Origin of the sequence: Nereida sp. MMG025 (genome assembly GCF_021654165.1) — a bacterium.
GTDB lineage: Bacteria > Pseudomonadota > Alphaproteobacteria > Rhodobacterales > Rhodobacteraceae > Nereida.
Genome location: NZ_JAKFZN010000033.1, coordinates 1 through 868 on the forward strand (window position 1 = coordinate 1; position 868 = coordinate 868).

1 pseudogene is annotated in these 868 nt (G+C 58.8%); it reads left to right on the plus strand.

The window, feature by feature from the left end:
• Window positions 1–862, plus strand: a pseudogene (locus L1065_RS15705) (recombinase family protein); the annotation flags it as partial.
• Between the last annotated feature and the right edge of the window lie 6 nt (window positions 863–868).

Consider the following 868-nt stretch of genomic DNA (forward strand, 5'->3'; position numbering starts at 1 on the left):
CGCGATCATCGCAGCGGACGTGTTTGAACAGGTCCAACGTCTGCTTATACGCCCAAAGGCCAAACCCCCTGCCGCGAACCACCGCGCGCCCAAATCCCCGCTGGCAGGCAAACTGTTTGACGAGACAGGCACAACGCTAACGCCGAGCCACACCAAGTCAAAGGGCAGACCACTGCGCTATTACATCTCGCGCAGGCTGATCAAAGAGCGGCGCTCCACGCACCCTACGGCATGGCGGCTACCTGCCGTAGAACTGGAACGCTATCTTGCAACACGGGTGCAAGAGCTACTTCAACGGCCTGCATGGCTGAACCAGATGTTGCCGGCGGCACGGGCGGCGCAGTTGATCGAGGCGCAAAAGAAGCTGCAAAGCAAAGTGGATCACACAGCATGGCTGCTGCTCATCGATCGCGTCGACATCAAAGCAGGCGAGGCGGACCTGCGTCTGTGCGCAACAGCGGTTGCCGAGCTGCTCAACACAGAACCGGGCGCGATAAATCAGAACCACCTCACAACAACGATCCCCTTCACTTTGCGCAGGCGTGGGGTGGAGTTGAAGTTTGTGCAAACCAATGGCACGGCCCATAGCCAACAGCAGGTTGATACGACACTGCTCAACAACCTTGCGCTGGCGCACACATGCTTGGACGCCATCCTGAGCGGTCAGTCATTTACTGAGGTCGCGGAGCAAACAGGTATATCCAAGCGCCGCATCCAAAGCCTTATCACGCTGGCGATGCTGGCACCTGACCTGCAAGAGGCGGTGCTGAATGGACAACAGCCGACCAGTATGACCAGTGACCGTCTCCTGAAGAAGGGCGTGCCGCTCCTTTGGGAAGACCAGCGTGCGGCCTTCGCCTAAAAGCTG